The organism is Streptomyces katrae (assembly GCF_000966975.1).
Lineage (GTDB): Bacteria > Actinomycetota > Actinomycetes > Streptomycetales > Streptomycetaceae > Streptomyces > Streptomyces katrae.
Genome location: NZ_JZWV01001316.1, coordinates 1 through 4374, shown reverse-complemented (window position 1 = coordinate 4374; position 4374 = coordinate 1). Strand labels below are relative to the sequence as shown.

Here is a 4374-nt window from a genome sequence, read left to right as displayed (position 1 = left end):
GCCTGCGGGTGCGCAGCCGTCCCAGGTATGTCAGGCCCGCCGGCGTCAGCCGGAGCAGGACCTCGCGGCGGTCGTCGGCCCCGGGGTGCCGTTCGAGGAATCCCACGGCCTGCAGACGGTCGCAGAGCCGGGTGACTGACGACGGGGCCGCCTCCAGGAGCCGGCCGAGCTCGCGCAGGTTCAGCCGGCCGTTCGCCTCGACGAGGAACAGCACGCGGGCCTGCGCGGAGGAGACGGGCGGGGCGCTGGCGGTGTCGCGGCCCCGCTCCCAGACCACCTCCAGGAGCTCGATCAGTTCGCTCATCTCCGCCACGGCCGGGGAGGCGGGCCCGGAGGAGCCGATCGGCCGCTGACTCATGTGACACTCCCTACCGGACGCACGGGCGGCCCTTCCTCGGTGGACCAGCGGCTCCGTCGTCCCCCATTTTGGCAGCTGCGAGAGAGACGGGTACGGGGCCGGTGACCGAAGGCGTACGCGGTGAGGGTGTCGGGAGCGGCGGTGGCGTCGAGCGCGTGCTGCGCGCCGCAGCCCCGCACGAGGTGTTCGAGGAGGTCCGGGGCGTCCTGATCCGCGACCACGGGGCGGCCGGCGCGGAGCTGCTGATGGCCGACTACGCGGCGGCGCGGCTGCGGCCCGTCACTGCGGAGCCCTTCACCGCCGATTCCGTGTCGGCGTACAACGGCGGCGAGGGCCGTGCCTTCGGCGCCCAGGAGGCGCACGTCGTCGCCGGGGAGGACGAGACCACCGTGCACCTGCCGGTGACCGTGCGCGGCGACCGGCTCGGGGTCCTCAGCGTCCGCTTCGCGGCCGGCGTCCCGGTCGGCGGGCTCCTCGGCCCGCTGCAGGACGTGGCCGACGCGCTGGCCCACGAGATCCTCGTCGCCGACCGCGACACCGACTTCTTCCTCCAGGCGCGCCGGACCAGGAGGCTCACCCTGGCGGCCGAGATGCAGTGGCAGCTGCTGCCGGGGCGCTCCTGCTCCCGGCCCGAGTACGACCTCGGGGCCCAGCTGGAGCCCGCGTACGCGATCTTCGGCGACAGCTTCGACTGGTCGGCCTCGGCCGACCACCTGACGCTGACCGTCAACAACGGCATGGGCGAGGGCGTCGAGGCGGCGCTGCTCACCAGCCTCGCGGTCAGCGCCCTGCGCAACGCCAGGCGGGCCGGCCTCGGCCTCGCCGATCAGGCGGCCCTCGCGGACCAGGCCCTGTACGGCCACTACCAGGGACACCGGCACCTGTCGATGCTGCTGCTCCGCTTCGACCTCGACACCGGCGAGGTCGAGGCCGTCGACGCCGGGTCGCCCCGGCTCTGGCGGCTGCGCGGCGGGACCGTGGAGCCCGTCGCGCTGGAGGCGCAGCTGCCGCTCGGCATGTTCGAGGACACCGTCTACACCTGCCAGCGCTTCACCGTCCTGCCGGGGGACCGGCTGCTCCTCCTGAGCGACGGTGTCTACGACGTGCTCTCCCCGGCCGGGGAACCGTACGGCGCGCGCGCCCTGACCAGGGCGGTCATGAACACGCGGCTGCTGCCGCCCGCGCAGGTGCCGAAGGCGCTCCTGGAAGAGCTGCCGGGATACCGGGGCGGCGTGGACGCCGCCGACGACGCGATGGTCGTCTGTCTCGACTGGCACGGCAGGCCCGGGGCCGGCACCGACGGGGCCCGGTAGCCGGGGCCGGTCGCGCCGGACGGTGGCACAGTGGTGGCATGCCCCGCTCCGGCCGCTCCGGCGAGCACGAGGACCCGGCCGCGGTCCTCGCCGCCGTGGCGGACCTCCTCGCGGTGCTGCACGCCCGGGGCCAGGACGGGGCGGCGCCGGCCGTGTCGCCGTCGCAGCTGCGGGCGCTGCTCGCCGTCGAGGGCGCCGAGGGCATCAACCTGCGGGCCCTGGGGGACGTGCTCGGCTCCCGTCCGCCGTCGGTCACCCGGCTCTGCGACCGGCTGGAGGCCATGGGGCTGCTCACCCGCTCGCCCCACCCGCTCAGGCGGCGCGAGGTGGAGCTGCGGCTCACGCCCCGGGGGCGGGCGCTCCTGGACGAGCGGCGGGCGATCCGGCTGCGGGAGCTGTCGGCGGTGCTGGGGCGGATGGCTCCCGGGGCGGTGGACGCGCTGGTGGCGGGCCTGACGGCGTTCCGGGAGGCGGCCGAGGTCCCTTCCCCCGTGGACGGGCCGCCCGAGGACACCGGCACTGCCGCGGGGGAGACCCCGGCCCCGGCCCGGCTCGCCGACGGGGCCTGACGGGGCCTGACGGGTCCTGACGGGCGCCGCCTGCGCTGCCAGGCGGCGGCTTCCGGTCCCGGGGGCGGTTTCAGGTCAGTCCGGCGCAAGGCAGAATCATTGAGTCCGTAAAATATTGCCCAACGGCAAATGATCACCCTAGGCTTGTCCGACGCAACCACGCGTCCGCCGGGCGTCAGCCGTCCGAAATGAGAAGGGACAGACCCGACGCCATGGTGAGCACGCAGCCGGTGATCCGGCCCCGGCAGGCCCCCTCGGTGGAGCCGGAGGACTCACTGGTCCTGTGGAACGGCGCCCCGCCGCACGTCCTCCTCATCGAGGACGACGAGGGCGACGCCCTGCTCGTCGAGGAACTCGTGGAGGACAGCGGAACCGAGGTCCGCCTCGCCCGGGCCCGCTCCCTCGCCGACGCCCTCCGCCTGCTGGAGACCGGGACCCCCGACTGCGTCCTGCTGGACCTGCACCTGCCCGACGCCCAGGGCCTGGACGGACTGAAGAAGGTCCTCGCCCGGTCCACCGAGACCGCGGTCGTCGTCCTCACGGGCCTGTCCGAGGAACAGGCGGGACTGACGGCGGTCGCGGCCGGAGCCCAGGACTACCTGGTCAAGGGACGCCTCGAAGCCGACGTCTTCATGCGGGCCATCCGCTACGCGATCCAGCGCAAGCGCACCGAGCTGGCCGCCGCCGCCCTCCAGGCGGGCAGACTCCGCGCCGAGGAGAACGCCCGCCTCGAACGCGGCCTGCTCCCCACACCCCTGCTGCTCGACGACGCGGCCGACACCGTCACCGTCTGCGCCCGCTACCACCCCGGACGCGCCCAGTCACTGCTCGGCGGAGACTTCTACGACGTCGTCCAGACCCCCGACGGGGCCACCCACGCCGTGGTCGGCGACGTGTCGGGCCACGGCCCCAGCGAGGCCGCGCTCGGCGTCTGCCTCCGCGTGGCCTGGCGGTCCTTCGTCATGGCCGGCGCTCGCGGCGCGGAGCTGCTCGCCCTACTGGAGCGGATCCTGGTGGCCGAACGATCCGGCCCGGAGACCTTCGCCACCCTCGTCTGCCTCACCCGTCCGGCCGGCGCCCGCGCCGTGTCCGTCCAGCGCGCCGGGCACCCCGGCCTCCTGGTCCGCTCCGCGGGCGGCGTGGAGCTGCGCACCGTCCCCGGCGGACCCGCGCTGGGCATCCTGCCGGGCTGGGGCGCCGGCTGGCCCCTCAGCGAGGTCGCGGTGGGGGAGGGCGACGCGCTGATGCTCTTCACCGACGGCCTGATCGAGGGCCGCGTCGGCCCCGGCTCCGACCGTCTGGACGAGGAGGGACTGCTGGAGATCGCCCGCAAGCACGCCGACCTGCCCGCGGAAGCCTTCGTCGACACCCTCATCCAGACGGCCCAGGGCCTCGCCGCGGACTGGGGCGGCCTGGCCGATGACGTCGCCGTCCTGCACCTCGAATGGAACCCGTCCTCGTGACCTCCCCCGCACAGCCCGCCGCCACCCGCCCCGGACGAGCCCGGGACCGCCAGGGGCCGAGCCTGCGGGCCTGGCTGATCACCGTGCTGGTCGTGCTGGCCCTGACGGTCGTCGGCACGGGAGCGCTCGGCGCCGCCCTGCTCTCCCGCACCACCACGGCCGGCAACCGCCTCGTCGACGAGATCCTGCCCGCCCAGCGGGACGCCCTGCGGCTGGAGACGGCCGTACTGGACCAGGAGACCGGGGTCCGCGGCTACCTGCTGGCCCACGAGCCCGCGCTCCTGGAACCGTACGAACGCGGCCGGGCCGACGAGACGGAGGCCGCCCGCCGCCTGGCGACCGTCCTCGCCGACGACGAGGGCGTGCGCGAGGACCTGGCCGCCGTGCAGAGGGCCGCCCGGACCTGGCGGGAGGAGTTCGCCGCCCCCGCCATCACCTCCGTGGAGAACGGCACCACCCCGCCCTCCGCCCAGGCCGGCAAGGACCGCTTCGACGAGGTCCGCCGCCGGGTCGCCGCACAGCAGGCACGCCTGGACCGCCTCCAGGACGACGCCCGCAGCACCTTCGGCGCGGCCCGCACGCAGCGCGACCGCGTCCTGCTGGCGATCGTCGTCGCCTTCCTGCTCGCCGGCGTGGCCCTCGCCGTTCTGCTCGACGTGGGCGTCCTGCGG

At 75.3% G+C, this 4374-nt stretch carries 5 protein-coding genes; 4 read left to right on the top strand and 1 reads right to left on the bottom strand.

The genetic code is table 11. The annotated features are described in order from the left end of the window. Positions 1-358, bottom strand: a 358-nt coding sequence (locus VR44_RS36675; protein WP_045951992.1) for a MarR family winged helix-turn-helix transcriptional regulator, incomplete at its 3' end; no start/stop codon positions are given. Between the two features lie 101 nt (positions 359-459). On the opposite strand from VR44_RS36675, the gene VR44_RS36670 reads away from it, so the two are divergent. The 4 genes from VR44_RS36670 to VR44_RS36655 all read left to right on the top strand — a co-directional run. Further along, positions 460-1671, top strand: a complete 1212-nt coding sequence (locus tag VR44_RS36670) for a PP2C family protein-serine/threonine phosphatase (RefSeq protein ID WP_045951991.1) — start codon at positions 460-462, stop codon at positions 1669-1671. A 38-nt stretch (positions 1672-1709) separates the two neighbouring features. After that, entirely contained in the window at positions 1710-2240 is a 531-nt protein-coding gene (locus VR44_RS36665) for a MarR family winged helix-turn-helix transcriptional regulator (RefSeq protein ID WP_063779012.1), read from the top strand. A 212-nt stretch (positions 2241-2452) separates the two neighbouring features. Next, positions 2453-3703 (top strand): PP2C family protein-serine/threonine phosphatase, encoded by a 1251-nt coding sequence (locus tag VR44_RS36660; protein ID WP_094192153.1) that lies wholly within the window; start codon positions 2453-2455, stop codon positions 3701-3703. Continuing rightward, a partial coding sequence (locus VR44_RS36655) for a CHASE3 domain-containing protein (protein ID WP_169791083.1) occupies positions 3700-4374 on the top strand: 675 nt, incomplete at its 3' end. The genes VR44_RS36660 and VR44_RS36655, both read left to right, overlap by 4 nt.

What these genes read in the sequence shown, in the direction of transcription:
- VR44_RS36665 (WP_063779012.1), top strand. Translation starts at nt 1,710, where the DNA reads ATGCCCCGCTCCGGCCGCTCCGGCGAGCACGAGGACCCGGCCGCGGTC.
- VR44_RS36660 (WP_094192153.1), top strand. Translation starts at nt 2,453, where the DNA reads ATGGTGAGCACGCAGCCGGTGATCCGGCCCCGGCAGGCCCCCTCGGTG.